Annotated in this window: 25 protein-coding genes; 12 read left to right on the top strand and 13 right to left on the bottom strand. The window is 34.4% G+C overall.

Annotated elements, in window-relative coordinates; all coding sequences use genetic code 11:
- The coding region (locus tag ACTCAF_RS08485) for a DUF4442 domain-containing protein (protein ID WP_463062862.1) at nt 1-362 on the bottom strand (362 nt) is incomplete at its 3' end.
- Between the two features lie 174 nt (nt 363-536).
- Between ACTCAF_RS08485 and ACTCAF_RS08480 the strand changes: the two genes are divergently transcribed.
- The 9 genes from ACTCAF_RS08480 (at nt 537) to ACTCAF_RS08440 (ending at nt 7,433) form a co-directional block, all read left to right on the top strand.
- Nucleotides 537-971 (top strand): MarR family winged helix-turn-helix transcriptional regulator, encoded by a 435-nt coding sequence (locus ACTCAF_RS08480; RefSeq protein ID WP_463062861.1) that lies wholly within the window; start codon nt 537-539, stop codon nt 969-971.
- A gap of 22 nt (nt 972-993) precedes the next feature.
- On the top strand, nt 994-1,605 hold the full coding sequence (wrbA, locus tag ACTCAF_RS08475) for an NAD(P)H:quinone oxidoreductase (RefSeq protein WP_463062860.1): 612 nt from the start codon (nt 994-996) through the stop codon (nt 1,603-1,605).
- Nucleotides 1,606-1,791: 186 nt separating this feature from the next.
- Entirely contained in the window at nt 1,792-2,283 is a 492-nt protein-coding gene (locus ACTCAF_RS08470; RefSeq protein WP_463062859.1) for a rhodanese-like domain-containing protein, read from the top strand.
- A 122-nt stretch (nt 2,284-2,405) separates the two neighbouring features.
- Nucleotides 2,406-3,293, top strand: a complete 888-nt coding sequence (locus ACTCAF_RS08465) for a chemotaxis protein CheW (protein ID WP_463062858.1) — start codon at nt 2,406-2,408, stop codon at nt 3,291-3,293.
- A gap of 8 nt (nt 3,294-3,301) precedes the next feature.
- Nucleotides 3,302-4,063 (top strand): tol-pal system protein YbgF, encoded by a 762-nt coding sequence (gene ybgF, locus ACTCAF_RS08460; protein WP_463062857.1) that lies wholly within the window; start codon nt 3,302-3,304, stop codon nt 4,061-4,063.
- A gap of 3 nt (nt 4,064-4,066) precedes the next feature.
- Nucleotides 4,067-5,053 carry a LysM peptidoglycan-binding domain-containing protein gene (locus ACTCAF_RS08455; RefSeq protein ID WP_463062856.1) on the top strand — a complete coding sequence of 329 codons (987 nt, stop codon included), beginning with the start codon at nt 4,067-4,069 and terminating at the stop codon, nt 5,051-5,053.
- 47 nt (nt 5,054-5,100) lie between these two features.
- Entirely contained in the window at nt 5,101-6,072 is a 972-nt protein-coding gene (gene pdxA, locus ACTCAF_RS08450) for a 4-hydroxythreonine-4-phosphate dehydrogenase PdxA (RefSeq protein ID WP_463062855.1), read from the top strand.
- Nucleotides 6,047-6,856 (top strand): 16S rRNA (adenine(1518)-N(6)/adenine(1519)-N(6))-dimethyltransferase RsmA, encoded by an 810-nt coding sequence (gene rsmA / locus ACTCAF_RS08445; protein WP_463062854.1) that lies wholly within the window; start codon nt 6,047-6,049, stop codon nt 6,854-6,856. Before pdxA ends, rsmA begins: the two co-directional genes overlap by 26 nt.
- Nucleotides 6,837-7,433 carry a 3'-5' exonuclease gene (locus ACTCAF_RS08440; protein ID WP_463062853.1) on the top strand — a complete coding sequence of 199 codons (597 nt, stop codon included), beginning with the start codon at nt 6,837-6,839 and terminating at the stop codon, nt 7,431-7,433. Before rsmA ends, ACTCAF_RS08440 begins: the two co-directional genes overlap by 20 nt.
- A gap of 26 nt (nt 7,434-7,459) precedes the next feature.
- Here ACTCAF_RS08440 and ACTCAF_RS08435 read toward each other — a convergent pair whose 3' ends face one another.
- On the bottom strand, nt 7,460-9,016 hold the full coding sequence (locus ACTCAF_RS08435) for a sodium:solute symporter family transporter (RefSeq protein ID WP_463062852.1): 1,557 nt from the start codon (nt 9,014-9,016) through the stop codon (nt 7,460-7,462).
- Nucleotides 9,017-9,027: 11 nt separating this feature from the next.
- Nucleotides 9,028-9,327: a DUF485 domain-containing protein gene (locus ACTCAF_RS08430; RefSeq protein WP_463062851.1), complete on the bottom strand. Its 300-nt coding sequence runs from the start codon at nt 9,325-9,327 to the stop codon at nt 9,028-9,030.
- A gap of 618 nt (nt 9,328-9,945) precedes the next feature.
- Here ACTCAF_RS08430 and ACTCAF_RS08425 point away from each other — a divergent pair.
- Nucleotides 9,946-10,497: a hydrolase gene (locus ACTCAF_RS08425; RefSeq protein ID WP_463062850.1), complete on the top strand. Its 552-nt coding sequence runs from the start codon at nt 9,946-9,948 to the stop codon at nt 10,495-10,497.
- Between the two features lie 29 nt (nt 10,498-10,526).
- Here ACTCAF_RS08425 and ACTCAF_RS08420 read toward each other — a convergent pair whose 3' ends face one another.
- The 9 genes from ACTCAF_RS08420 to ACTCAF_RS08380 form a co-directional block, all read right to left on the bottom strand.
- Nucleotides 10,527-10,778 carry a hypothetical protein gene (locus tag ACTCAF_RS08420; protein ID WP_463062849.1) on the bottom strand — a complete coding sequence of 84 codons (252 nt, stop codon included), beginning with the start codon at nt 10,776-10,778 and terminating at the stop codon, nt 10,527-10,529.
- Between the two features lie 66 nt (nt 10,779-10,844).
- On the bottom strand, nt 10,845-11,525 hold the full coding sequence (locus ACTCAF_RS08415; protein ID WP_463062848.1) for a rhodanese-like domain-containing protein: 681 nt from the start codon (nt 11,523-11,525) through the stop codon (nt 10,845-10,847).
- On the bottom strand, nt 11,518-11,886 hold the full coding sequence (locus tag ACTCAF_RS08410; protein WP_463062847.1) for a DUF3783 domain-containing protein: 369 nt from the start codon (nt 11,884-11,886) through the stop codon (nt 11,518-11,520). The genes ACTCAF_RS08415 and ACTCAF_RS08410 overlap by 8 nt, the downstream gene beginning before the upstream one ends.
- Nucleotides 11,887-11,893: 7 nt before the next feature.
- The gene (locus tag ACTCAF_RS08405; protein WP_463062846.1) at nt 11,894-12,631 is read right to left on the bottom strand and encodes a nitrilase-related carbon-nitrogen hydrolase; all 738 of its coding nucleotides are present in this window, start codon (nt 12,629-12,631) and stop codon (nt 11,894-11,896) included.
- A complete protein-coding gene (locus tag ACTCAF_RS08400; protein ID WP_463062845.1) occupies nt 12,632-13,111 on the bottom strand; it encodes a bifunctional nuclease family protein in 480 nt (159 codons plus the stop codon).
- Between the two features lie 19 nt (nt 13,112-13,130).
- Entirely contained in the window at nt 13,131-14,426 is a 1,296-nt protein-coding gene (gene miaB, locus ACTCAF_RS08395) for a tRNA (N6-isopentenyl adenosine(37)-C2)-methylthiotransferase MiaB (protein WP_463062844.1), read from the bottom strand.
- A gap of 1 nt (nt 14,427) precedes the next feature.
- A complete protein-coding gene (locus ACTCAF_RS08390; RefSeq protein ID WP_463062843.1) occupies nt 14,428-15,150 on the bottom strand; it encodes a tetratricopeptide repeat protein in 723 nt (240 codons plus the stop codon).
- A 2-nt stretch (nt 15,151-15,152) separates the two neighbouring features.
- Complete coding sequence (locus ACTCAF_RS08385) at nt 15,153-16,325, bottom strand: hypothetical protein (protein WP_463062842.1); 1,173 nt, start codon at nt 16,323-16,325, stop codon at nt 15,153-15,155.
- Nucleotides 16,310-19,138 (bottom strand): anaerobic glycerol-3-phosphate dehydrogenase subunit C, encoded by a 2,829-nt coding sequence (locus ACTCAF_RS08380; RefSeq protein WP_463062841.1) that lies wholly within the window; start codon nt 19,136-19,138, stop codon nt 16,310-16,312. Before ACTCAF_RS08380 ends, ACTCAF_RS08385 begins: the two co-directional genes overlap by 16 nt.
- Before the next feature lie 121 nt (nt 19,139-19,259).
- Here ACTCAF_RS08380 and ACTCAF_RS08375 point away from each other — a divergent pair, with 121 nt between their 5' ends.
- Nucleotides 19,260-20,255, top strand: a complete 996-nt coding sequence (locus ACTCAF_RS08375; RefSeq protein ID WP_463062840.1) for an ABC transporter substrate-binding protein — start codon at nt 19,260-19,262, stop codon at nt 20,253-20,255.
- The gene (locus tag ACTCAF_RS08370) at nt 20,252-23,527 is read left to right on the top strand and encodes a PAS domain-containing sensor histidine kinase (protein ID WP_463062839.1); all 3,276 of its coding nucleotides are present in this window, start codon (nt 20,252-20,254) and stop codon (nt 23,525-23,527) included. Before ACTCAF_RS08375 ends, ACTCAF_RS08370 begins: the two co-directional genes overlap by 4 nt.
- Nucleotides 23,528-23,561: 34 nt before the next feature.
- Here ACTCAF_RS08370 and ACTCAF_RS08365 read toward each other — a convergent pair whose 3' ends face one another.
- Nucleotides 23,562-23,807, bottom strand: a complete 246-nt coding sequence (locus tag ACTCAF_RS08365; protein WP_463062838.1) for a c-type cytochrome — start codon at nt 23,805-23,807, stop codon at nt 23,562-23,564.
- Nucleotides 23,808-24,188: the final 381 nt, after the last annotated feature.

The raw sequence follows: 24,188 nt of genomic DNA, 5'->3' as shown, positions 1-24,188 counted from the left end.
AGAAATTTTGCATTTTTTTCAGTTTGTTGCTTGATTTCTTCTATTATCTCATCGCTTATTGATATGGTGCAGAATACCTTTTGTTTTGTGGCTTTTATAAAATCTATTTCAGCTGATTTGTCCCAGATAATGTAATCTTTTCCAAGTATGTTCATCAAAAGAAGCATGATGTGAGGGTCAGTCATTGAGTAGAGACTTCCTCCAAAGTGTGTCCCCACAGCATTTCTGTTGTACCATCTTAGGACCATGGATACTTTCAGCTCTTTCCAGTTATCCTTTATGTATTCAATTTTTATACCGGCACCCAAGTAAGGTGGGTAAATGTTCAGCAAAAATTTCATCATTTTAGGCGAAACGTACATTTTGACTCCAATATTTTTTTATTATTTATTATGAAGATAACGTAAAGTCAAATAAAATTTTGTGATATTTGGCAAGGGCTATCCCTATATTCTATGAAATTTTGAAATATTTAATTGACAAAATTTACCCTATTTATAGTTTAATAGTAAGATGTCTAACTATTGGAGATTGAAATGTCTAAATTGGAAGAAATATCTTTAAAGACTCTTGTTAAACTTTTAAGAGCTTCAGATTCCGTTTCAGAAGATGTTCATAAACACTTGAAAGATTACGGATTAACAGTCAGTCAGTTTGGGGTGCTTGAGGCTATTTACCATTTAGGCTCAATGTCTCAGAGTGATATCGCAAAAAAAATTTTGAAGAGCGAAGCAAATATTGTGACCGTAATAGATAATCTTGAAAAAAGGGGTTTTATAAAAAGAGTCAAAAATGAAAAGGACAGAAGATATATAAACATTGTGCTTACAGATAAGGGGAAAACTTTAATAGAAATCATATTTCCTCAGCATAAAAAAATTGTAGCTGAAAGATTTTCATGCCTGAGTGAAGAGGAAATATTGCTTCTTGGAGATTTGTGCAGGAAGCTTGGCAAAAATATGCCGAAATAAATTACAAAACAGGAGGTAGCATATGACAAAAGTATTGGTATTGTTTTACAGTATGTATGGACATGTTTATAGGCTTGCAGAAGCGGTAAAAGAAGGGGCGCTTTCAGTTGAGAATGTCGAAGTAAAACTTATGCAGGTGCCTGAGCTTATGACAGAAGAGCAGCTTAAAAACGCAGGGGCATTTGATGCGAAAAAAAGTTTTTCTCATATACCTGTTGCAAAGGTTGATGATCTTGCTGAGGCTGATGCAATAATTTTTGGTACACCTACAAGGTTTGGAAATATGGCAGCTCAGATGAAAAATTTTCTTGATCAGACAGGTGGTTTGTGGGCAAAAGGTGCATTGATAGGCAAAATTGGTTCTGTGTTTACTTCCACCGCTTCACAACATGGCGGCCAAGAGACTACATTGACGAGCTTTCATACAGTTTTGCTGCATCACGGAATGATTATAACCGGGGTACCATACTCTGAAAGCAGGCTATTAAGTATGAGTGAAATTACGGGCGGTACACCGTATGGTGCTTCCACTATTACTGACCATGACGGAAGCCGTATGCCAAGTGAAAATGAAATTGAAATTGCGAAGTTTCAAGGCAAACACGTGGCTTTGCTTGCAAAAAAGCTGAAATGATGTGATTAAATTATGGTCTCTGTAGTTAAATGCAGAGACCATTTAAATTTCTTATCTTACTTAAGTAATTATAAAAGTGTTTAATCGATTTGAACATAGGGTTAAAATATATAAAAATTTATTAAATTTATTTGACGATTAGGTAATTATATGATAAATTTATTACATGTTATAAGGAGGTGTGATATGAAAAGATTTTTATTATGTTTAGTCTGTGTGATTGCTTTTAGTTTTAGCGTATCTGCTGCAGAAAATCCTGTTGCTGCAAACAGTAAAGCCCTTGTCAGCGCGGCAAAACAGGTGGTTAATGAGATTACACCACAGGAGCTTTATGAGATGATTAAGGGTAAAGCTGACTTTGTTTTGATTGATGTAAGAACAAAAGGTGAAGTTGATGCAGCAAAGATTGAAGCAAAAGACTACTATCACGTTGATCGCGGCTTGTTAGAGTTTTTGATTCCAAAAATGAATATCCCAACCGATAAGTTAATCGTTACATATTGTAAAGTAGGTGGAAGGGGTGTGCTTGCTGCAGAAACCTTGAAAAGACTTGGCTATGAAAAGGTAGTTAATTTGAAAGGTGGAATAAAAGGATGGATAGAAGCCGGGCTTCCTGTAACAAATTCTATGGGTACATTTAAAATGGTACCGTACGAGCTTACTGGTTGTGCCGAATAAATCTCTATGAAAAGGGCAAATAATTGCCCTTTTTTTATTTCTTTATAAAATTTCCTGATTTTTGTATATTTCCCTTGAATGCCATTTATTTGTGTGATATTTTTGTATAACAGGAGATGGGTATGGGAATTGATCATGAAATACTTCTTGAAGTTGGCACAAACGAATTTGAAATAGTTGAGTTTATTATTCGTGGTAATCAGGAGCATTATTTCGGCATCAATGTGGCTAAAGTAAGGGAGATTATACTTTTTCCCGAAGTTGTAAAAGTCCCCGACTCGCATCCTGCAGTTGTTGGCACTGCAAATGTCAGAAACAAACTTATCCCCATAATAAATCTTTCTTACTGGCTAAATATTAGGTACGATTTTGACCCGGCAAAGTCTAAGGTGATAATAACATATTTTAATCACCAGTATAACGGTTTTGTGGTGGATGATATTACAAGAATACATAGAATTACCTGGGCTGATATAAATGATTATGCTTCGATAAGTGATATAAATATGAGTGAATCTGTTTTGGGCGTTGTTAATATAAATAACAGACTTGTTCAATTGTTGGATTTTGAAAAAATCGTTGCAGAGATAAATCCTGCGACCACTATGAATAATGTTGAAATAGATTATTCAAAACAGCCCATGAGAAGAGGAAAAACAGTATTTCTGGCAGAAGACTCCGATGTGATTAGAAAACTTTTGAAGAATACAATTGAGAGTGCAGGTTATAAGGTAAGTGTGTTTGAAAATGGCAAGCTTTTGCTTGATGCCTTGACAAAAAAAATTCCGGATATAATAGTAACAGACCTTGAAATGCCTGTTGCTGATGGGACTTTTCTTATTAAAAGAGTTAGGGAAAATGAAAAGACCAAACATTTGCCTGTAATTGTCTTTTCATCTCTTGCAAGCGACGAAAACGAATTGAAAGTTCTTGGAATAGGGGCTAATGAATTTATCGGAAAACCCGATTTGGGGATAGTTATAGATACGATAGACAAGTATGTTTTATAGGAGTGGTTATGAAAAAAGCTTTTGTTATTGGAATTTTGCCATTTATTTTTGTGGCCTGTGCACAGGATAACCAGGCTATAAAACAAAGTATAAGTAGTCTCAATGAAGAGATTATTAATTTGCAAAAATCGATAGCTGATATGAAAGTCAATGTAGACGAACTGGATAGAAAAATTAGTGTTAATGAGGAAAAAATTAATACCAATTCGAGGGCGATTGCTCAGGTAAGAAATGATATGTCTTATGTTACCAATGAGGTGACTATAATGAAAAATATGCTGGAAACAGAGCCAAAAAAGAGTGTACTTGAAAAATCATCATTAAACATTGAGAAAACGCAGCCTAAGAATGATACAGCTTCTGGCAATCAGGTGATAGTTATTGAGGATAATTTCTCCGATAAGTCAAGTCTATATTCATATGCTTATGAACTTTATAAGTCGGGTAAACTTTTTGAGAGCAAATCAAAGTTTGAGGAGTTTTTGGCGCTTTACCCCTATGATGACCTTTCTGATAATGCGATGTACTGGATTGGTGAAATATATTATTCCAATAATGAGTATCAAAAAGCAGTTGATACCCTTACGACTCTTATACAAAAATACCCAGACGGCAACAAAGTGCCTGATGCATATTTGAAAATTGCCCTTGCAAAAAAGGAGATGGGCGATATAGCTGGTGCAAAGGAGACATTAAATAAGCTAATAGAGCTTTATCCTGATAGTGAGGTTATAAATACTGCAAAAAGCAGACTAAAAGAGTTGGAGTAAAATATGAAAAAAATTATTTTTGTCACTTTGGCTACATTTTTTGCAATGTCGGCTTTTGGTGAAGATGTTCATGTAATAAAGAAAGGCGACACCTTATGGGACATTTCCGGTAAATATTACAAAGACAACTTCAAGTGGCCAATTATCTGGAAGTATAATACTTATATAAACGATCCTGACCTGATTTTTCCAAAAGATAAAGTTACAATACCTCTTATTGTTAATGACGGTGAAATACTGAAACTTGATGATGAGGCTTCCTTTAAAATAGGTAATAAAGAAGCTTCTGTTCAGCAGGCATCAATGGATGAAAACGTGAAAGAAAGCACTGTACAGCCATCTGTTTCATATAAAACAATAAAGCTTAGCGATTATGAAATAGTTGAAAAAAGTCTTCCTGCTGAAAAAGTGATTGCCACACAGGAGGGGAAATATTTTGTATCTGACGGTGATGTTTTAAGAATCAGTATCAAAAGTGAAAAGTTCAGTGTAGGGCAGGAAGTTACTTTTTTAAGATATATAAAAGAGCTCAAAGATGGGCAACTGTTAAAGATTGCCGGTTATGGTGCAGTTGAAAGCATAGAAAAAGATAATGCACTTGTAAGAGTGAAAAAGTCTTATGAATCACTGAGCAAAGGGCTCTTTGCAAGAGCGAAAAAGAATGAAGATGAACTAAAAATCTCTGATAATTACGTTGATGTTAGGACAAACAGAACAGGGAAGGTGGTATATCTTTCCCAATCGATGTCAATCTCCGGAAATGGTTACAGACTCGTGTTTGATAAAGGTTTGAAAGATGGAATAAAGGCCGGGGATATTGTCGAAGTTATCAGGGCAGGGAATGACGGCGGGTATTACAGAGAGATAAAAGTCGGTGAAGCTATGGTCATTTATTCTTCTGACAGCTATTCTACTGCAAATATATTAAGCAGCAAACTTGAAATTTCAAATGGCGATGAAGTGAGACTTGTAAAAGTGGCTGCATATTGATATCGCCGGGTTTTTATAAAATATACACAACTTGAGTAGACTGGTTCATGAATAAAAACAGAATAGTAGTTACTATGGGCGACCCATCTGGAGTTGGTCCTGAAATCATTTGCAAACTTCTACTGGATAATAATTTTTGTGAAAGGTACGATTTAACGATAGTTGGAAGTCGTCACATTATAGATAGCGTATTTGAAAGTGTGTTTGGCATTAAAGATAAACCTCCGGTAAATTTTATAGATATAAGTGAAGGAAAAAGACCTCTATATTCTCCCGGAAATTTAAACGCTGATAACGGCAGATTTTCGATAAAATATATTGCAAAAGCCTTCAATTTGATAAAAGAAGGTCAAGCTGATGCTATGGTTACCTGCCCCATAAATAAAAAAGCAATAAAACTTGCCGGGCTGAAATATCCTGGTCACACCGAATATCTTGGGTTTTTAAGTAAAAGGGACAATTTTTCCATGATGCTGGTTGGAAACAGGATTAAGGTTGTCCTCGTGACTACCCATATCCCTTTGTCAAAAGTAGCAGAAAGTATCACGAAGGAAAAGATAATCTCTGCAATTCAAAACAGTTTTTATGCGGGGAAATTTTTTGGCAGTGCAAATCCCAACATTGCAGTGGCGGGTTTAAATCCTCATGCCGGAGATAATGGGGCAATTTCTGACGAAGAGAGTAATATTATTATACCTGCGGTTGATGAATGTCTGCAAAAAGGGATTAAAGTGTCTGGCCCTATCCCTTCCGATACACTTTTTGCGAGAATGCTTAAAGGGGAATTTGATATTGCGGTTGTGATGTACCATGACCAGGGGCTTATTCCTGTAAAAATGGAGAGCTTTGGCAGTGCAGTAAATGTTACGCTCAATTTGCCGTTTATAAGGACAAGTGTAGACCACGGGACTGCATATGATATTGCAGGCAAAGGGGTCGCAAATGAGTCAAGCCTTAAAAGGGCGATAGAGGTTGCCAATCTAATGGTGGATAATGTTAAATCTAATTCAGATATTTAAAGGCGAGTTTGGGCATACCAAAAAATCTTTTGGACAACATTTTTTAACCAATAAGCATATATTGAAGCTAATCTGTGATGAGGCGGACATTAAAGAAGGTGATTTTGTCGTCGAGATTGGGCCTGGCTGCGGTGTTCTTACTTATGAAATACTTGAAAGAAACGCAAATTTAATAAGTGTGGAAATTGACAAAGAGCTTGCCCATTTTTTAAAAAGGTATCTGCATATTTACCCAAATTTTCAGATAATTAATAAAGATTTTCTTCTTACAGATTATGGTGATTTTGGAAAAAACTGCCTGATTAAATTTGTGGGCAATCTTCCTTACAATGTTTCCACTAAAATAGTGGAGCACACCGTCAAATTCCACAACAATATTGAAATTATGGTGTTTATGTTCCAAAAAGAGGTGGCTGACAGAATAATATCAAGACCGAAGGCAAAAACGTACTCTTCACTTTCTATTTTTTGTCAGTATTTTTTTAATATTTCAAAGGTAAAAAACCTTTCTGGTAAAAATTTTTGGCCATCAACAAAAGTTGAGTCAACCGTATTAAAATTTGTCCCCAAAAATAGATATTTTGAAGATGAAAAGGTTGAAAAAGACTTTCTTGATTTTGTTAAGAGATGTTTTGTATCCAAAAGGAAGACAATCAAAAACAACCTCAAATCAATCGACGGTATTGAGAAAAAAATTAATAGTTTTTTTGGCAGCGACAATGTCAGGGGGGAAGAGTTGTCTGTTGAGGATTTTATAAAATTTTATGAGTATATTAGGTCTTAATAAGCCATTGGACAATTATATATTTACCGTTGTGGATACCGAGACTACGGGGCTTAGTCCATATAAAGGTGCTGAGCTACTTGAAATTGCAGCTGTAAAAATAAATAACTTACAGCTTGATTTAAGTCTAAAGTTTAGTACACTTATAAAGCCTGAAAAACCGATACCTCAGGAGACTATAAAAATAAATGGTATTGATGAGAAAATGGTTGAGTCATCGCCAAAAGTTTATGAGGTGATGCCAAAATTTGCTGAATTTGTGGAAAATACAGTATTTATTGCCCATAATGCTAAATTTGATTTTTCATTTATAAATTTTTACATGAAAAAACACTGCATTGATTGTAAATTAGTACATGTTATAGATACGGTAAGTCTTTCCAAAAAATTTTTTCCAAATATAGGCAGATACAATCTTGATGCGCTAATCAAGTATTTTAAGATAGATGTAAATATTGAGAATTCTTCAAGACACAGGGCTTTTTTTGATGCGGTAAATACTGCCATAATATTTTTGAAAAATATAGAAAAGATGAAAATGCTTGGTATGGATTTGACACTTTCAAATTTATTATAAAAAAAGCCGCCATAAGGCGGCCTCTTCTAATGGTCACTTGCTTCAGAAATACCAACACCAAGGTATGTTCTGATTTTTTCCTGCTCAAATTTTTCTTGAGCGGCCTTATCCGGTGCAAGCACAGAGCCTATCCATGCACCTACAAAAGCGAGCGGCAAAGAAATTATTGTTGGAAATTTATAAGGAAAGATTGCCTCAGAATGTTTCAATATATCTACCCAGACAGTTGGACTTAATACAATCAATACCGCAGCAGAAATACCACCAAACAATATTGAAAGTACAGCTCCGGTAGTGCTTAATTTTTTCCATATAATTGAAAGGAAAAGTGATGGGAAGTTGGCACTGGCAGCAATTGAAAATGCAAGAGCAACAAGGAATGCTACATTTTGCTTTTGAAAAGCTATACCAAGGGCAACAGAAACTACACCGTAAACGAGTGTGGATACTTTTGCAGCCTTAAGCTTTTCTGATTCAGTAACATTGCCTTTTTTGAAAGTGCTGACATACAAGTCATTACCGAGTGCGGCAGATGCAGCAAGAGTAAGACCAGCAACAACCGCTAAAATTGTAGCAAATGCAACCGCAGCTATAAATCCTAAGAAAGGGGTGCCACCAAGTAGCTGTGAAAGCATGGGCGCAGCCATGTTACCACCGCTTCCTATTGCCATAATAGCTTTTTTGCCTACAAGTACTGCAGCTCCAAAGCCAACAATTGGAATTATAAGATAAAAATATCCAATAAAAGTAGTGGCATACACAACAGATTTTCTTGCCTCTTTTGCGTTTGGAACAGTAAAAAATCTCATCAATATATGTGGAAGACCAAGAAGTCCAAGCATTAGAGCAAGTCCCAGTGAAAGTGCTTCTACCGGACCTTTTACAAGCCCGCCAGGGTTAAGCATCTCTACCCCATAAGTTTCCTGAACTGCACCATAAAGGTTGCCAGGATTAAATCCAAATTTGGCAAGAACAAGTACTGTGAGAACTGTGACACCAAACAGCAGGAGAACCGCTTTAATAATTTGTACCCATGTTGTTGCAAGCATACCGCCATAAAGGACATAAAGCAACATTACTGCACCGACAATAATTTCAGCCCAGATATATGGTATTCCAAACATCAGCTCTATAAGTTTGCCTGAGCCAACCATTTGTGCAATTGTGTAGCACAAAAGCACAAGAAGACCGCCTATTGCAGAAGCTGTCCTGATAGGTCCCTGACTCAATCTGTAGGCAACAACATCTGCAAAACTGTATTTACCAAGGTTTCTCAAAGGCTCAGCTATTAAAAACATAAGGGCAGGCCATCCCACAAGCCAGCCTACAGCATAAATCATCCCGTCGTATCCTTTTAGCGCTACGAGACCTGATATTCCAAGAAAAGATGCAGCAGACATGTAATCACCTGCAAGTGCCAATCCGTTTTGAAAACCTGTAATTCCGCCCCCGGCGGTATAGTAGTTACTGGCCGATTGCTTTTGTTTTCTTGCTACAAAAAAAGTTACTAATAATGTTAATACAACAACTGCGATAAAAGATGCTATCGCTACAAGATTAGGTTGACCAAATTTATACTCCATTATTCTCCCCCCTACTGCAGTTCTTTTTTAATATCTTCGACTTCTTTGTCATATACATTGTTTGCCCAGATTACATATATATATGTCAATATCCAGGCTGCGAAAATGACTCCTACGCCCATCAATATTCCTACGTTGGTGTATACACCAACCTTCATTGTGACAAGATCCTTATTTAGAGCAATAAGAAAGATATAGCCGTAATAGACCACAAACAACACTGCAAGCATAAAAAAACTAAATCTCCATCTCTTTTTAATGAGATTTTTAAATTTGTCTGAATTTAAGACTTTTTGAAAATTATTACTCATACGACACCTCTTTTTGATTTACTTATTATGAAAGAAAAACACCGACCAAATTAAAACATTATTATTTTTTAGTGATAGTAAAATCACATATTATTTAGATTTAGTCAAGTGCTTTTTTAAAATAATGATTATCAAATGTTTATATCTTATAGTTTTCTGATACTTATTAACTAAAAATTAATTTTGATTTTAAACTATATGTTAATGATAAACTTATTGTACTTTTTAATATATTAAAAAATAAATAAAAAATAAAAATTGTTTCTATGGTAAATTTAATTGATATCTTAAATTTAATAATTAAGGTTAAAAATAATGTTTGAGGGTATATTGTTAAAAAAATTCATATTTAGTATGTTTGGAGAATTTGTTTTGATAAAAAGCTATAAAGATGTTTTATTAATATGTTAAATTATATAATTTGTAAAAGTATTGTATTAGTTGTAAAAGAGCATGAGGTGTGTTAAATATTTTGGAAAATGTTAGATAAATTATTATTCCATTATTATAAACAAGTTGTATAAATTATAATAATTATAATCAGGGTTTAAAATAGTATAGGTTTTAAAAATATGAAAATTGTGGTAAAATAATAAGAATAAATATGAGGAGGATGTTATGTTTGTACCAAATGTAGATGACACAGCTTTTTTGCTTATTGATGTTCAAAAAAGGCTTGTTAAGGCTATGGATGAGAAGGTATATGCGGAAAAGATAAAAAATATGCAGATACTTCTGAAAGCAGCTGAGATTTTGAAAATACCTGTGATTTATACCGAGCAGTATGTAAAAGGTCTGGGAGAGACTGTAGATGAATTAAAGCCATATTTGAATAATGCTGTGCATGTAGAAAAAATCACATTTTCCTGCTGCGGGGAAGAAAAATTTATGGAACAGCTTGAGAAATTTAAAAATATTCGAAATGTTGTGGTTTTTGGTATGGAGACACATGTTTGCGTACTTCAAACTGTGATGGACTTGCTGGAAAACTACGATGTATTTGTGGTTAAAGATGCTGTTCAGTCAAGAAGTAAGCAAAACTGGAAGACGGGGCTTCAATATATGTCTGAGGCAGGAGCAATTTTGACATCTACAGAAATTGTACTATTTATGCTTCTAAGAAGGGCTAAAACTGATGAATTTAAAATGATATCTTCTTTGGTGAAGTAAAAGAGGGGGCATCCCCCTCTGTCTTAAAATTATTCTTCTTCGATTTCCTGTAGAAGGTCGCCAAAAGTTTCTTGAAGCCACTTTTCGGCCTCTTCATAGCTGTCGAACTCCATTGCTAACTCTTGTTCAACATTTCCATTGTCATCGAGCATTGTTAAAGTGACTACTCCGTCTTCGCTCAAAGATATTTCCCCTACTTTGTTGGGGTCGATAAATACTGATGCTTCTTCTTCACAGTTGCATCCGTTTTTATCGTGGTTATGGTTACATCCGCATGACATATTAGACTCCTTTTAATAGATTAAATAAATCTTCGTGTTAAGTGAAGATTATATCTACTGCTGACTTTATCCGAACTTTACTTTACCATTTTCAAATTTTACAGGTGTATTTAGATAGTAAATTTTATTTTTGTCAAACTCTTTTTTTTCAATTAGAAAAAGATAGGCTTCGTGTGCCTTGTTTGAAGTACGGCAGTAAAAAATGATGTTTTTTTCCCTTGAAAGTTTCAGGTAGTTTCCGGGCAATTTGCCAAATGGGAAAGATACTGCATTTTTAAGATGCCCCTCATTGTAGTCCTCTTTGTCGCTTACATCTACCAACAAAATATTGGATTTATTCAGTTTATAAAATTCCTTGAATATTTTTTCATCAAGTGCATTTTTTTGTGACTGGATTTCACTTTTAATGTTGTGATATTTATTCCAACCGTCTATCCCTTCTTTGAAAATATAAACATTCTTATAGCCAAGCTTTATAGCCTTTTTGGCGGAATTTATAGAAATTGTACATTCAGGGTTCTTACAATAAAAAACAATAGGGTAAAGTTTATCAATTGGCAGTTTATCGGTGTTTGATTCAAATTCAAGGTCGGGTATGTTTATGGCAGTTTTGATATGGCTTTTTTCATATAATGATTTGTTTCTGGTATCAATCAATAGAATCTCGCCAAGCTCTATCTCGTAAATGAGTTTGTCGATATTTATTTCTTTAGGCGATGGATTTTTTTTCCTGAACAAATTAAGCATTTTTCTTTTTTTGAGCCATTTCCTTGTGTTCTTTTATCAGGTGTGAAGCAAGCTGTCTGAATGTCCACTGCCTGCTATGCTCAGTAACCATTGCAAAAATTGCAGGGGGTAGGTTTAATGATTTAAAATCATTAATAAAAGATATAACAGTTTTACTGTCCATATTCTCAAATAGGATAATTCTTACTCTGGCGGTAGTGCCTTTGTTTACACTAATTGTTTTTAAATTTTCCACAATGTTGTCAAGATGCTCCTCAAATATTTGAATGGGTGTAGGATAGCCTTTATCTTGCGCCATTTGCTTGATTATATCAAATTCGAGGTCTCCAAAGCCAGATGCATAAATAAATTTTTTATTCACCATTTCCTCATAACATCTTAAGACATTTTGAAATCGGCATAGCAGCTCTAAAATTATTTATCACATTTTTTTCAATATTTGCAGAGAATATTTTATCAACTTCACTTTTGCCTGCAGCAAGTATTTCCCCCAGCGGGGAAATAATCATAGAATGCCCCCCAAAATCTGTATTCCATATTTTTCCGGCTGCATTGCATACGGCTACATAGCACTGATTTTCAATAGCCCTTGCCGTTGCAAGAGGTATCATCTGCGATACTCTTGAATCAGGCCACTGCATTGGAATAATTATTATATCTACATTTTGAAGAAAATATTTTCTGAAAAGCTCCGGGAATCTTAAGTCAAAGCATATTGCACAGCCGCATTTATAATCTCGAAGCTCAAAAGCTGTAATATCTGTGCCTCCTGAAAAATGCAAATCTTCATCCATCAAAGGGAAGAGATGAATTTTGTTATAAATAAAATCAATTTTGCTTCCATCTTTTATAAAAAACGAATTATATATTTTTCCGTTGACACTCCTGGTGACGGAGCCGATATAGACATTTTCTTCAGGAAGATTATTTAATATTTCCGGATGATTGTTTACGTGTTTTTTAACGTGGTCATAATTAAAGCCTGTTGTAAAAAGCTCAGGCAGGATAAAAATCTCATTTTTATAATCCTTGGTGAGATTGTGTACCTTTTCAATATTTAATTCAGGTAGTTCTTCTACTTTTATCTGCAATAAGTTGATTTTCATTTACACATTCCAGTATGTTGTAGCCTGATCGGTTATTATATGTTCAAGTATCATTTTGTCAGATTTTTTTATGCAATCTTTTTTTATACACTTTTTATCTTTTAATATAACATCCTCTACAAATATGGATGATTTTAATCTGAGGCCAAGTGCGATGGCGTCAGACGGCCTGCAGTCAATTTCCTTTTTTATTCCGTTTTTATTCAGAACAATTTTTGCTTTAAATACGTCGTCGGATTTATCATAAATGATAATTCTGTCAACAGTAACATCGCCAATATTTTCTAAAATTAGTGAAAAAAAGTCGTAAGTAAGAGGCCTTGGTGACTTGATATCACTAATTTCAGTATATATTGCCTCTGCTTCAAACATTCCGATTGTTATAGGTATGTAATATGTTCCGTCAATGGATTCAAGTATCAATACATACCTTTTTGTTAGTGGCTCACGTATAATACACTTGACTTTTACCTCATACATCAAAAAACCTCCTCAAAGTTTAAACAGATAGCCCAAATAATGAATTTTTCTTTGCTTCCATAATTTTCACACTGACCAAATCACCAGTTTTAATATTTTTATTACTTTTAAAGTTAACAATTCTATTTTGTGGGTTTCTGCCTGAATATATGGAGTCATCCTTCTTACTCATCCCTTCTACAAGTACTTCACAAATCTGCCCCAAATATTTTTTCATAAGCTTTCTTGTTATTTTTTCCTGCTTTTTTAAAAGGGCATCAAGTCTTGAAGATTTTATATCATCAGGAATGTTATCCTCCAAATTAAAAGCCTTGGTTTTAGGTCGCGGTGAATATTTAAAAGCAAAAATTGTTTCATACTCGATTTCTTCTATCGCTCTAAGAGTGTCTTCAAAATCTGCGTCAGTTTCGCCAGGAAAGCCTACTATAAAATCGGAAGAAAGTGCAAGGCCTGGTATGCGCTCTTTTGCTTTTGCAACCTTTTCTAAATATTCACCATAAGAGTATTTTCTGTTCATCTTTTTAAGAATATTATCAGAGCCAGCCTGAAGTGGGAGATGGAGATAAGGCATTACTTTTTCATTTTCAATCATTGCTTCAATCAGCTCGTCGGAAAAGTCCTTGGGATGAGAAGTCACAAATCTTATTCTTTTAACTTCCTTAATGTCATTAACCATATATAAAAGTTTGGGAAAATTTATATTTTCGTCAAGGTTTTTTCCATAGGAATTAACATTTTGCCCAAGAAGTGTTATCTCCCTGACGCCATTTTCCACCAGATAATTTATTTCCCTGATAATTTCTTCTGCCTTTCTGCTCTTTTCTCTCCCTCTGACATAAGGCACAATACAGTAGCTGCAAAAGTTATCACACCCTTTCATAATGGTTACAAATGCGCTGACAGATGTCTCACGGGAAAAAGAGGGGATTGAAATTTCCCCTTCGTTGGTTGATGTATCGCACACCCTTTGCCCTTTTTGAACAAGGTCAATTATTTCGTATAGTCTACCAATGGCATCAGTGCCGAATACAAAGCTTACATCTTTGAAATTATCGAGAAATTTTTCCCCTTCCTGTTGCGCTACGCATCCGCAGACACCTATTTTGATACCGTTTACCCTTTTTAAACGTCCAATTTCGCTTTTTACCTTTTGTTGGGGCTTCTCCCTTACGCTACATGTGTTTATGACTGCAAAATCAGCTTCTTCGGGGTTTTCAGTATAGCTAAACCCCATTTCATTGAATATGGAAGCAATCCTTTCAGAGTCATATGTATTCATTTGACAGCCGAAAGTTCTTATGTATACCTTTCCCATGTCATCTCCCTAAATAATTGTTTAATATTTGTATATATTTTTGGCTTAATGTGTAATTTGGGTTGTCTTTGTCCACGTTGTTGAGCCAGTAAATGGCATCAAGTATTTCCGTTTCACCCGGATTCTTTTTTTGCAATATTGAAGTGTATCGCTCAGTCCCTATTTTAAAAGCAAGCTCACTCTTTAAATTTAAAAGCTTTTTGTCGCTGGTATTTAATTTGTTTAAAAGCTCAAAAGCTCCTATATAGTCTTTTTTTTCTGTTAAATTTAATGCTTTTTGATAATAAACATTTGGCTCGACACTCTGAATTTTACCTATATCTTTTTCAATCTGCTTTTGTAGAGAAAGAGCATCTTTTTTGTTTTCTGCACTTTCAGGAATTGAAGTTACAATTTCGTAGGCGTTTGAAATGAGAAGTTTTGCTTTTTCAAAATCCTCCTCAAAAAAGGCCTTTTTACTCTCTTTGTAAAGTTTGCTGGCTGTTTCAAGTTTTTCTCTATTGGAAAGTATAGTGTAGAGTTTTGCTTTTAGTATCAATGCTTTTTTATTGAAATGGTTTTCTTTGAGAGCCTCTTTTATTTTATCATAAGCCTGGTTTATTTTTCCTTCTTCATACAACAGTTTTGCCTCATTATATAACTGATAGCTTTTGTCATATTTGAAGTAGAAAAACAAACCGGTAAAAACAGAAATAATGATAAATAATCCTAATATCTTTTTCATAATCAATTACTAAATTTGGACTTATCTTTTATTTTATCAAGGTATTCTTTTGCTTTTTCACTGTTGCCCAGCTTTTCATAAGATGCACTAATCAATATAAAATCTTCATCTACATTGCCGGGGGTTAAAAGGTCGATAACTTCATTGTATTTGCCTTTTTTAAACATCGTCTTTGCAGCTGCCCTTAAATCAGGGCATGATTTGAATTTGGTTAGTATCTCTTTATTGTAAAAATCATTGGATATCGCATTTTTAATATCTTCACATAAAAGTTTAAGCTCACTGCTTTTTAAGGAGTATATAAAGTCAGAATATGTTTTTGGGTCGTAATTTTTAATTATACAAGCAGATGTCAATCTCACTTCGTCCTCTTTTTTGTCAACACACTTGCTGATAAGTGCGCAGTCATACTTTATTCCAAGCTTTTCATATGATTTTATCAGCTTGCAATAATTTGATTTTGACAGCTTGTACTTTTTGTTAAACTCAAAGCTTTTTATAAATCCATCATAATTTTCAATTTCGTAAAGCCTGCTCAAGGCAAGATTTACAAGCTCATCATTTTTATAAACTTTGTAAACATCCCAGAAATAATCATAATTTTTATTCTTATAGAAATATTTTGCAAGATACTCTTTATCAGCGTTACTGATGTCAACCAGATTTATTTTTGGAAAAATTTTCTCAGCTATGTTGTAGTTATCAACTTTTTTGTAAAAAATATTCAACAATTCACTATTTTCAAGTTTGTAATCCAGAGCTTTTTTGGCAAAATCGTCAGAGAAGTTGCACTTTGAATTAATTACAATTTGTATAAGCTCTTTGCCATTTGCTTCAATAGCGGCTTTTTCGCAGTCCGTTTTGGTAAGTATGAATATTTTATCTTTTTTTATAAGTGTCTTGTCCAATCTTTTGTCGTTTATATTTTCAATTTGAGATAGGGTATCAAGGGCTTTTTCAAATTTGTTTTCAAGCAGGTAAGACCTGTAAAGTATAAATTTTGCGTAAATGACCTTTTCTGCATCATTAGCTGAAGCTATAAAATCTTCCAGACTTTCGGATGCAACATCGTAAAGCCCATCCTCAAATGCGCTTAAGCCCACGAGATAATCTTCATCGGCGGCAAATGCAAGGTTTGAAATAAAGAGTAAAAGCAAGATTAATCTTTTAAGCATTCTGCCAAAACCTCAATAGGGTGTTTTATCGTCTTGCTGCTCAAATGCTCCATCTGCATCCTGCAGGTTGGGCAGTCTGTGACGCCTATTTTATTTTTGCTTGCATTAAGTTTGTTTATCATTTCGGAGCCTATTTCTACACTCAAATCATAATTTTTGGCTGAAATTCCCCAGCTTCCTGCCATCCCACAACAATGGCTTTTTAAATCCTCAACAGCTTCACTATTGATATTTTTCAACATTTTTATGGAGGAAGTGGCGTCATTTTGAACTTTCAGGTGACATGGCATATGGTATGAAACGGAAATATCCCTTTTTATCAGATTTAGCTTATCAAAGTTTTTGTTTACAAGACTACTTATATGGATTGTTTTTTCCGCTATTTTTTTGACTATATTATCATCATTTAAATATTTCCATTCCTGTTTCAATGACAGACCACAAGACGAGCAGGTAACTACAATATAATCAACTTTTTCTATAATGTTTTTCCAGTTATCAAGGTTTTGCTCTATTTTTTCTTTTGCCTGTTTTGCCATCCCTTTGGAGAGCATTGGCAATCCGCAGCAGTGCTGCTCAGGAAGAATAACTTTATAACCTATTGCATTTAAAACTTTTATTGCAGCTTCACCAATTTGGGGTTTAATATACCCGGCATAGCACCCAGTGAAAAACATTACACTCTTTTCACCAAAACCTGTCTCTTTTTCAAATCTTTCAAACAATGATTTTGACTCAAAGGCGATAAATTCCCTTTCTGCAGTCACCCCTGTAAATATTTCTCCTAATTTTCTTACAAACTTAAATTTCATCGGTTTGCCGAGAAGTTTTGAAAATTTTCTTGTCACCCTTGCGGCAAGCTCCGCATTTACAATCAGCCTATTTTCAATGGATGAGCCAAATTTTTCCACATATTTGCTTCTTGCTTCAATTGCCATTTTGGGAATATTTACATTTGAAGGGCACTCGCTGAAACAACTGCCACAGTTAACACATCTGTCAATAACATACTGAAACGATTTTTCATATAAACTTTTGTCATTGATACTTCCGCTAACTAAGGCCCGTAATATATTTGCCTTTGCCTTCGGTGCAGCGGCTTCATCCCTTGTAAATTTGTATATTGGGCACATTCTTGTGGCCGTGGTTACTGTGGTACATTTTGAACAGCCGTGACATTTTTCGACTTCGTCAATAAAGTTTTCTGGCCAATTTAATAATTTTTCAAATATCTCACTGCTTCTGTAATCCTTTCCATATCTAAGGAATTTTTTTACTTGATTTGGGTCGTGATAAGTTTTGATTTCGGGATTAAATATGTTGTACTCATCAAGCAAATGCTTGATTTCCTTAAATAACGGGTAGATATCTTTATACTGTTTTTGAATATAACAGCTTCTTATTCTGCCATCCCCGTGTTCTCCTGAAATTGTGCCTCCAAGAGACGATATCAGTTCAAAAAATTCATCGGCCACTTTTTTGAGTAAATCCACATCGTGAGGATCTTTTAAGTCCATCAAAGGTCTTGTATGCATTAAACCTTTGGCAATGTGGCCATACACTACAAAGTTAAGAGAGTTGTTTTCAAGGATTTTATACACTCCATCAAAATATTCGACAAGCTTGTCCGTAGGCACAGCAGCATCTTCTATGAGAGCAAGTATTTTTTTGCGACCTTTTAGTTTGTATAAAATAGGCACAGCTGCCTTTCTTATAGCCCAAAACTTCTCCTTTTCTTCTTCACTGACAGCAGGAAACGCATTTTCTGTGAGCCTATTTTCGAAAAGTATTTCCTGTGCTTTTTGGGCAAGTGCCTTTGTTTCTTCAAGGTCAAAAGAGTCAAATTCAATAAGAAGCACATTATCAATCCCTTCAGGAATTTTGTCTCTTAATTTTTCATCGTTATCTTTTGCAAGCATCAAAAGGGACTTGTCCATTATTTCTATTCCGGAAGGGCCGATAGGCAGTATCTGCTGCACAGCTTTTGCAGAAGAAACTATATCATCAAAAAAAGCCACCACAAGGGAGTCGTATTTAGGTTTTTCTTTCAGTCTTAATTTGAGTTTTGTTACAATCGCAAGTGTGCCTTCAGAGCCGCCTAAAAGTTTCCCTAAAAACAGCTTTTCATCCATTACCAGACCTTTGAGATTGTAGCCTGCTACATTATATCGAACATGTGGGTAGGATTTTTCAATTATATCTTGAAAATTTGAGTAAATCTCATAAATGTTTTTGAATGGTTCATTAAGCTTTTCATAAGGTGTGTTATAGATTTCTGAAAGTGTGTATTTTTTGCCGTTGCTAAGGATAAATTCGGCATCAAGAATATAGTCCGAAACGTTGCCATATTTTACAGAATGAGCTCCACTTGCGTTAGTGCCATACATCCCCCCAAAAGATGCATATTCCCCGCTTGAAGGGTCGGGTGGGAAAAAGAGTCCGGTGCCTTTAAGTAATTCTTCCAGCTCCCCAAATCTGTAACCAGGTTCACATTCGAAATATTTTTCTTCATAATCAATTTTAATGAGTTTGTTCATATATTTTGAAAAATCGAGAACTATACCTTTGCCAATTGCTGAGCCGCAAAGACCACTGCCTGAGCCTCTGCTGTGAACAGAAAGACCATACTTTCTGGCGAAGTCAACTACTTTTACGACGTCTTCAGTGCATTTTGGATAAGCTACACATGCAGGTTCCACTCTGAAAATACTCCCATCAGTGGCAAGCATGTTACGTCTTAGTTTATCTGTGTAAATGTCCCCTTCAAGTATTTCTGAAAGTTCTTCAAAAATGTTATCGGTAAGCTGTGGCATATTTTCACCTTTTTTTGATTTTGTGTTTTAAAAATAGTTATCTTTTAAAAAAGGGTCAATATTAAAATTGTAAGATACAAAGATTTATTGAAAATTAACTATATAAAATGTATAATTTTCTATGATAAGAAGTCATATAATAATTATAACAATTTTTTTGGTATTTACGCATTCTTTGCTGTTTGCATTCGGTCTTTCGGCAAATCTTAAAGTTCCGCTCAAAGTTGGTGCAATAGTATATTCTGATGAGTTTTTGCCAGGTTTAGAAGGTCTAAAAGCAGGCCTTAAAGAATTAAAATATCTTAATGAAAAAAGTGTATATTTTGATATAAGGGTTATAAATGGCGATTTATCAAGGATAGAATCATTGTTGGAGGAGTTTTATTCTAAAGGTATAAAAGTCTTGTTTGTAACTACTACCCCGGTAGCTATTAAAGTGATGCAGTTAAATAAGAAGTATAATTTTAAAGTCATTTTTAATGAAGTAGCTGACCCAGTTTTGTCAAACCTTGCCAACTCTCTTGAAACACCTGGTAAAAATATGACAGGTGTCAGTCATGCAGCCTTTAGAATGATACCAAAGAGGATTCAGATGGCGTTGGAGTTTTTTTATGATACAAAGAAGGTGTATTACCTGAAAGGGGATTTATCCAGAAAGCTCAAAATAGTATCGGATAAGGTAGACGAAACTGAAAGGCTACTGAATATCAAGATAGAAAGAATCAACTTTGGCGACAGCGAGTATGAAAATTTTTTAAAAAAACTGTCGATGCAGGATAATTCAAATAGTATCATAATACTTGGGCCGGATGCAGAGCTTGTAATAAATTTTAATAAAATAAGGGATATGTCTTATATGTATGGTATCCCTCTTGTGGCTATGGACTCAAGTCTGGTTGAAAGAGGTGCTACTTTTGCCTATGCTCCTAATTTTTATGACGTAGGCAAACAAAGCTCATACATATTGGATATGATTTTTAAGGGGGCAGATGCCTCTTTGATACCGATACAGTTGCCAGATGATGTGGGGGTTTATATCAATAAAACGGCACTGAAATATATTAAAAATAGGTATGATTTACATTTTTTGCATTATGCCAGAAGGTGTTTTGAGTGAACAGGATATTTAAAGAGCTTTTTTTCAGATATCTTGCTGCAGTTGTACTTTTATGTTTTATAGGCTTTGTTGTTTTGCTGGTTTTATTTAAAAACAACTATGAAAAAGAGCTTGAAAAAACATCATACGAAAGGCTCGATATTTTGGGAAACTCTATAAATATTTTTGACAAGAGCATCAGGGACAGAATAAGGCATTCCGTTTTGATGGATGATTATGCTGGCGATAATTCATTTAAAAATCTCAAGATGGCTTACTGTGATAGCAGTTTGATTGAAAAGCTATACCTCTTTAAGGGTAGCAGGCTTTTGCTTGGTCTTTCAAAATACGATATTGTAAATGAGCAGGAAGAAGATTTATCCGAAGACTTATCAAATGTTTTGACTTATGAGGATGGTAAGATTACGTATGCAAGGCCGTTTTATGTTGGTGAGTACAACATAGTTTATTATATTTCTATTACAAAGCTTGTTCAGCTTTTTTCAAATTCTCTTCCTGAGGGTTTTGAGATTGGAATAGTTGATGAATCAGGGGAAATAATATTTTTTTCAGATTATTCAATAATGTTTGCCAAAGCACATATCGAAAATTATTCAAACACCCATTTTGAATCAGGACATTTTGAGAAGAGAATAAGTGTGAAAGTGGAGATAGGTGATATTAATTCAGTATATCTGGCTGTTTATATGCCATCACATTTTTTCAACAAAAGACATATTGGAATTTTTATAGACAATAAAGTAATAGAAATATACATTTTGCAGACATTTTTAAATTTTATTTTTCCACTGTTTTTGATCCTTGCTATAACTGTTTTTATAGTATATTTGTATTCAAGGAAATTTTCTGGGCCGATTGAAAAGCTTGCGGGGCTTGTAGGAAAATTTCCTGAAGATAGCTTTTATATTTCACCGCTTGATTTTCCTGACAATGAGATAAGAACGCTGGCCGTAAAATTCAGAGATGCTCAAGAGAGAGTTTTTTTACAAATTGAGAAAAATGAAGAATTGATAAACGATTTGAAAAAGCAGTCAAATCTTATGGACAAGATGCTTGAATTTCTTCCGAGCGGTGTCGTGGTTGTTAACAGAGATAATTTTTTAATTAAATATATCAACAAGGCTTTTGTGAAAAATACTGAAGTTAATATGAAGGACGTATGTGGTTTGCATTTTTTAAATATATATTGTGAAAGTGGCAAGAAGAATGAGATTGCTGGTTTGATAACGGGTCTTGACAGGACAAAAGTTTTCTACTCTGTAAACCCAAAACAGGATATCGGTATTAAATATTCCTCAAAAGTGGTTAATGCTTTCTTTGTGCCGATAGATTCTGAGCTTGTGATGATTATTATGGTGGATATCGAAAAAGAGAAAGAGGCGATGGATACAATAAAATCCCAGCATAGACTTATTGAAAGTTTTTTTGATTCAATCCCTGAAATGGCTTTTATGAAAGACAGATACTTAAGATATTTGCTTGTAAACAGGGCCTTTGAAGACTTTACAGGTTTTAAAACCGAAAGAGTAAAAGGGATGAGAGAGACTGAGATTTATCCAAGAGAGACAAGCGAGTATATTATTGAATATGAAAAACGAATATTGTCCAGTAAAAAGCCGGTAAAATACGAAGTAATTTTAGGTAAAGACAATGACAAAAAGATAATTGAGGTATTTAAGACTCCGATTTGTAACGATGTGGGTGAGGTAGAGTACATAGTCGGTGTTGCAAGGGATATAACTGAGTACAAAAATTATACCAGTGAAATTCAAAGGCAAAAAGATTTATTTGCAACAGTGATTAATAGTTTGAGAGAAGGAATTTTGGTTGTAGATAGTAATGGCAATGTTTTGCTGAGCAACAGTTTCATAAAATGGATTTTTAAAGAAATTGGGCATATCGATGATTTGAAAGCTTTTGTCAAAGATGATTTTAAGGGAGATTTCCAGGATAAGGTTGATACACTTTTAAAAGACAAAATGATAAGTAAGGTTTATGGTAATATTCAGATAAAAGATATTGAAGGTAGTGAAAAAGATCTTTTTTATGCAGGGCATCCGATAAAATACCCCGAATCTGATAAGAGCTTTTATGTTTTTGTTTTCAGGGATGAAACAGAAAAAAATATTATTGTTTCAAGGCTTGCCACTATGGAGCGTTCAGAGTCTGTTGGACAGATTATAGGAGGGATTGCTCACGATTTTAAAAACTTTCTTGCGGCTATCTATAATTATTTAGCGATTTATAACATGGAATTTAAACTTGAAAGTGAGCAAAAAGAATATATCAACAACATCTTCAGAGTCCTTGAAAAGGCAAGGTATCTTTCCGAAGAGCTTCTTGGCATCACAAAAGGGAGAAAAAAAGGTGATGATGTATCTTCTATAAAGAGGGTATCTGACGAAGTAGCACTATTTGTGTTTTCCGGAACAGAAGTTGTTTTTGAAAACAAAGTTGGTGATGAAATCTGGGATGTGTTAATTGATTCAAACCAGCTTTCTCAGATTTTGCATAATATTTTTCTTAATGCTGCACAGTTTATTCAAGGAAGCGGAAGGGTGGAAATTTCAGCGGAAAACACTGAAGTAAATGATAATAATAGTTTAAAACCCGGGAAATATGTAAAAATAAAAATCTCAGATACCGGAACAGGCATAGATAACGATAAGCTTGAGAAGATATTTGAGCCGTACTTTACTACCAAAGAAAAGGGGACTGGGCTAGGGCTTTATATTATAAAATCAATTATAGAAAAAGCAGGGGGAAGTATAAATATTTCATCTGAAAAAGGTGTAGGGACAGTTGTAGAAATAATTCTACCTTCAAAAGGGGAGAGCAGTTTCGAGCAACAAGAGTTTTTTGATAAGGCAGATGAGAAAAATATTAAACAAAATACCAGGAAAAAACATAAAGTATTGATTATGGATGATCAAAAGGATATTCTCGACTCACTAAAAGGTCTTTTGCAGCTTTTTGATTGCAATGTAGAAATATCAGAGAATTCTGATGAAGCGCTGGAAATTTTTTCTAAACGCTTTGGTACAGGTGAAAGTTTTGATGTGATTTTCACTGATTTAACGGTACCAGGTGGAAAAGGTGGACTTGACCTGCTTGAGAGAGTCAGAAAACTGGACAAAAATATCCCCATTGTACTTATGAGCGGTTATGCAGATGTAGATTCGGTAAAGAGTTATCTCGGATATGGGTTTTACTCTATTATTTCCAAACCATTCAGGGTAGATGAAATACAGAATATTTTAGACAATTTGTAATTTTAGCAGCAAGTGCGATTATATGCTTTTTTGGTTACTTACCGGCATTTCTTGCCAGAAATTCAGCAATTTTATTTACCTCAGATGAAGAAACATTTGCGCCGTAAGACTTCATTTTTTTGATAGTTTTTTCCCACTGGCCTGCTGTAAGTTTTTTGTTCAAAATTATCCCTTCTCCATGACATGATGTACACTTTGAGTAAAAAAGCTCCTCATCGGTAAGTGCGAAAATGAACGCGGCAGAAAAAATCAGCACTAAAAATATAAAAATCTTTTTCATAAACTACCCCCTTTTTTTATACTTTATTTTGAAATTTCTTCAGCGTCAACTCAAATAAATTTCTGCCATCACCCCATTTTTTGCATCTTTAAGCCACAAGTAAACTTTTCTTTCTTCTCATTTTTCCTAACTCATTAATCCGCTGTCTTTTTTCCTCAATCTTAAAATAATAATCCAGTTTAAAGCAACACACCTTATCAGATTCATAAATCTTTTGCCTAAACCTAAAAAGTAGTTCCTTAGATGATAATAACAAGTTCATGGACTTGCTACAATAAAGTAGACAAAGAGTTAAGGAAATACTAAGTTAAAATAAAAAGGCAGGTTTAAAAATGGTTAAAAGAAGAGTTTATAGCAAAGAATTTAAATTGGAAGCGGTAG

It is taken from the genome of Deferrivibrio sp., assembly GCF_055117995.1.
This window is presented reverse-complemented; position numbering and strand designations above follow the sequence as displayed.

Coding starts and splice junctions, on each gene's coding strand:
- ACTCAF_RS08480 (WP_463062861.1), top strand. CDS start 537: ATGTCTAAATTGGAAGAAATATCTTTAAAGACTCTTGTTAAACTTTTA.
- wrbA (WP_463062860.1), top strand. CDS start 994: ATGACAAAAGTATTGGTATTGTTTTACAGTATGTATGGACATGTTTAT.
- ACTCAF_RS08470 (WP_463062859.1), top strand. CDS start 1,792: ATGAAAAGATTTTTATTATGTTTAGTCTGTGTGATTGCTTTTAGTTTT.
- ACTCAF_RS08465 (WP_463062858.1), top strand. CDS start 2,406: ATGGGAATTGATCATGAAATACTTCTTGAAGTTGGCACAAACGAATTT.
- ybgF (WP_463062857.1), top strand. CDS start 3,302: ATGAAAAAAGCTTTTGTTATTGGAATTTTGCCATTTATTTTTGTGGCC.
- ACTCAF_RS08455 (WP_463062856.1), top strand. CDS start 4,067: ATGAAAAAAATTATTTTTGTCACTTTGGCTACATTTTTTGCAATGTCG.
- pdxA (WP_463062855.1), top strand. CDS start 5,101: ATGAATAAAAACAGAATAGTAGTTACTATGGGCGACCCATCTGGAGTT.
- rsmA (WP_463062854.1), top strand. CDS start 6,047: ATGTTAAATCTAATTCAGATATTTAAAGGCGAGTTTGGGCATACCAAA.
- ACTCAF_RS08440 (WP_463062853.1), top strand. CDS start 6,837: ATGAGTATATTAGGTCTTAATAAGCCATTGGACAATTATATATTTACC.
- ACTCAF_RS08435 (WP_463062852.1), bottom strand. CDS start 9,016: ATGGAGTATAAATTTGGTCAACCTAATCTTGTAGCGATAGCATCTTTT.
- ACTCAF_RS08430 (WP_463062851.1), bottom strand. CDS start 9,327: ATGAGTAATAATTTTCAAAAAGTCTTAAATTCAGACAAATTTAAAAAT.
- ACTCAF_RS08425 (WP_463062850.1), top strand. CDS start 9,946: ATGTTTGTACCAAATGTAGATGACACAGCTTTTTTGCTTATTGATGTT.
- ACTCAF_RS08420 (WP_463062849.1), bottom strand. CDS start 10,778: ATGTCATGCGGATGTAACCATAACCACGATAAAAACGGATGCAACTGT.
- ACTCAF_RS08415 (WP_463062848.1), bottom strand. CDS start 11,525: ATGCTTAATTTGTTCAGGAAAAAAAATCCATCGCCTAAAGAAATAAAT.
- ACTCAF_RS08405 (WP_463062846.1), bottom strand. CDS start 12,631: ATGAAAATCAACTTATTGCAGATAAAAGTAGAAGAACTACCTGAATTA.
- ACTCAF_RS08400 (WP_463062845.1), bottom strand. CDS start 13,111: ATGTATGAGGTAAAAGTCAAGTGTATTATACGTGAGCCACTAACAAAA.
- miaB (WP_463062844.1), bottom strand. CDS start 14,426: ATGGGAAAGGTATACATAAGAACTTTCGGCTGTCAAATGAATACATAT.
- ACTCAF_RS08390 (WP_463062843.1), bottom strand. CDS start 15,150: ATGAAAAAGATATTAGGATTATTTATCATTATTTCTGTTTTTACCGGT.
- ACTCAF_RS08385 (WP_463062842.1), bottom strand. CDS start 16,325: ATGCTTAAAAGATTAATCTTGCTTTTACTCTTTATTTCAAACCTTGCA.
- ACTCAF_RS08380 (WP_463062841.1), bottom strand. CDS start 19,138: ATGCCACAGCTTACCGATAACATTTTTGAAGAACTTTCAGAAATACTT.
- ACTCAF_RS08375 (WP_463062840.1), top strand. CDS start 19,260: ATGATAAGAAGTCATATAATAATTATAACAATTTTTTTGGTATTTACG.
- ACTCAF_RS08365 (WP_463062838.1), bottom strand. CDS start 23,807: ATGAAAAAGATTTTTATATTTTTAGTGCTGATTTTTTCTGCCGCGTTC.